The organism is Phytobacter sp. V69, from assembly GCF_965644215.1.
Lineage (GTDB): Bacteria > Pseudomonadota > Gammaproteobacteria > Enterobacterales > Enterobacteriaceae > Phytobacter.
Genome location: NZ_CBFFRL010000326.1, coordinates 1 through 3,306, shown reverse-complemented (window position 1 = coordinate 3,306; position 3,306 = coordinate 1). Strand labels below are relative to the sequence as shown.

The 3,306-nt window shown below is 41.2% G+C and carries 1 protein-coding gene and 2 pseudogenes; 1 reads left to right on the top strand and 2 read right to left on the bottom strand.

Annotation, left to right across the window (positions count from 1 at the left end; all coding sequences use genetic code 11):
• Window positions 1-42: 42 nt before the first annotated feature.
• Window positions 43-387, bottom strand: a pseudogene (locus ACSZPU_RS24530) (site-specific DNA-methyltransferase); the annotation flags it as partial.
• A 193-nt stretch (window positions 388-580) separates the two neighbouring features.
• Here ACSZPU_RS24530 and ACSZPU_RS24525 point away from each other — a divergent pair.
• Window positions 581-1,969 carry a SpnT protein gene (locus ACSZPU_RS24525; RefSeq protein ID WP_499004184.1) on the top strand — a complete coding sequence of 463 codons (1,389 nt, stop codon included), beginning with the start codon at window positions 581-583 and terminating at the stop codon, window positions 1,967-1,969.
• Between the two features lie 46 nt (window positions 1,970-2,015).
• Here ACSZPU_RS24525 and ACSZPU_RS24520 read toward each other — a convergent pair.
• Window positions 2,016-3,287, bottom strand: a pseudogene (locus tag ACSZPU_RS24520) (tyrosine-type recombinase/integrase).
• Window positions 3,288-3,306 lie beyond the last annotated feature (19 nt).

Below are 3,306 nucleotides of genomic sequence, written 5' to 3'. Positions count from 1 at the left end.
AGTCATGATAATAGGGCCTTCTGATTAGAAGGCCCTATTATCAATGATTTTTATCCTCGTGACGACACTATCTAACACTTCAAGATTATCGCCCTCGATCATGAGGTTCTTGGTGTTATCCCAATCAACACTTTCATCTTTACATGGGCGCAAGGTGCCACGGGAAGGGGTAAGAGCAAGCTGACGAGCCTGACGCTTACCATGCCAGTTCAGGCCATAGCGTTCTTCTTTGTCGTCTACATTTTCACCCAAAAGCTGCTTTAAAACCTCAAAATCAACACTGTCTTCATTAAAAGCTTCAGGAAACAATGATTTAAGCTTGGTGATGTTATCGGCAGTGATATTCATTGATTGCAGTTCGGGCATTTCAGGCGAAAGTTTGTTCATTGACCATTCCACGTATCTGTATCAGGTTACTGTATGATGGGGATATTTTACGGTAAATAGTGCATTTCATCAATGAACAGCGTCCTACAGATTTCTTTTTAAATCATTATGTTAATGCTTTTATTGAATGTTCTGTCCTCGTGTTAGTACAATTAGCTTTTCTGCGGCAACCAAACATTATCAGGATGTGATGATGGCTAAACTGAACAAGAAACAACTTGCTTTACTCAAGGAAATGCCTGCCGAACAACTCATGCAAATAATTTGTGATATTGCAGAGGATAATGGTCAGGCAAAATCCTTTCTTATTAATAAATATCTGTTAACTCCAGAAGAATCACTGAAAAAGGCTGAGGCTGAATACAAAAGGGTAATTAAAACAAAACGCTTTTATGATTATTATGAAGCAGCGGTTTTTTTTGAGGGGCTATACAGGAATGTCATATTTCCACTTGAAAAGACGGTATCAACGCTGCCTGAAAAAACCGAGGCGTTTTGCCATGATTTACTGCTCTCATTTGATAAAGTCAGCGAAATTGCTGATACATCAGATGGATCATGGATGGACTATTATAATGGTGCTGTCGAAATATGGTTGAAATCCCTGTCCTTACAAAAAGACAAAAGCATTGATGTTATAGTGGATAAAATACTTTCCATACTTAAAGGTGATGTGTATTTTAACTTTGATATTTTTGATAAGTATAAAAAGGAACTGGGATACAATGTTATTCGTGCTTTAAGGGACAGTCTTCTTAAGACAGGTGATGTTAATGATGCTGTTGAGTTAAGTCTGTATATCAGGGATGTTGATTTCATCAGGCAATGCTTTGAGAAAAGAAAACTGAACCAGCCAGAATACATCATTAAGTTTGCTGAGTTGCTCGTTGATGAACTGTGCACTGAGGAAGCCATTCAGGTTCTCAATAAAATCAAAGAAGATAAATCAGTTGATCAGGTAGGGCTTCGTGATAAATGGACTGAGGTGTTGGCTCTGGCGTTGATTGAAGAAGGCAAGATTCAGCAGGCAAAAACAATTTGTATAGACGGATTTAAGAACAGGTGTGATGTTATTTTTTATAATATCTATAATCGGGTAGAGAAAAATAATGACTCACTGGATTTGTTCTCTGGCATAGCAAAGAACAAAGGCTTTCCGTTTGTTATTCTTTTCTTGTCCGGGACAGATAGTTATGGAAATCTTGATTCTGAAGTCATGAATGCGAGTAAAAATGAAATCGCAGAGATGATGTCTTTATTACGCGGTTCTTTTGTTCGTACCTTATCGAGTGAGCTTTACAGGCATGGTTATGCATGTTCTGCAACTCTGCTCCGTAGAGTGCTGGCAGAGGACAGTATCAGTCGTTCTCAGAGTAAATACTACACCTATGCGGCATCTGATATGAAAAAAAGCATTGATTACAGTAAAGATATTACATGGACTGAAAAAATCCCTTCTACAGAAGAGTATTTAAAATCTCTGTTTATTGAGCACAAAAGAAAATACGCACTCTGGGAAATAATGCTGGAAAAAATCGCTGGTTTAGCGATAGAGAAAGATTCCGTATCATATTCAGCATAGACTGTAATTAAGCATGAAGTTTAAAGGCCGCGAACGGCCTTTCCCTTTATTTATTTGAAGCAAACTCAAACGGCCTGACCATATCGTTGCTGTTAGCATCAAGGAAATCAGCCCACCACTGAAGCATCAGGCGGCGTTGATCAAGGTGTTTAGCCTTGTGGGTATAAGCTGCCCGGACACTGTTACTTTCCTTATGGCTCATCTGAAGCTCTACAGCGTCTTCTGACCATAAACCGGACTCAATCAGAGCACTACAGGCCAGAGTACGAAAACCGTGTCCACAGATATCCTACTTCGTGTCATAGCCCATATTGCGGAGGGCTTTGTTGATGGTGTTTTCACTCATGGGTTTAAACGAGTCATAACAGCCAGTAAAGATTAACCCATCATCTTGACCTTCTTCATAAGTCAGTTGTCGGATCTCTTTGAGTTTCTTCATGGCCTGCTTACAAAGGGGAACGAAGTGCTTACGCTTCATTTTAGCCCCACGAGTTGAATGTTTGACGTTTTCAATCGCTTCACGCTGTTCGGGTATCACCCATAACTTACTTTTGAAATCAATCTCTGACCAGCGAGCGAAACGCAGCTCACTGGAACGAATGAAAATCATCAGATTGAGCTGTATTGCCAGTATGGTTAACCTGCGACCTTTGTATTCGGCAATTTTGTTCAGTAGCTGGGGTATTTCTTCCAGCTCAAGTGCAGGGCGGTGTTCAGTTTGTGGTTTCTGAACTGCACCTTCCATATCATAGGCTGGGTTATGGCGTATCAGCTTTTGCTGGACGGCATGACGCAGGATTGCCGTAATGTATTGTTGAATGCGCATGGCAACTTCAAGATAACCAAGTGCCTCCACTTTTTTCACCGGAACCAGCAGATCACCCGTATCCAGTTCGGCAACATCTTTGTCACCGATTACCGGGAAGACATAAGTTTCAAGGCGCTTCCATACGGCATCACCATAATCATCAGACCATTTTGTTTTCGTGGCGAACCACGCTTTGGCTACTGTTCTGAAGGAGCGTGTATTATCACGTTTGGCTTTAAGCTCTTTAACCTCTGCCTGTTTCTTTGCATTAGGGTCAATACCCTGAGCCAGAAGCCTTCTGGCCTCGTCACGGCGTTGTCTTGCGTCAGAAAGAGAAACAGCAGGGTAAACACCGATAGAGAAAAGTTTTTGCTTTCCTTCGAAACGGTAGGCCATTTGCCAGTATTTCGAACCTTTAGGGGTAACACGAAGGAACATACCAAAGCCATCAGTCTGAACCGCCCCGGGAATCCTGGAGACTAAACTCTTTGAGAGAGAGGTAAACAGGATGACTAAAAACACACGTTTT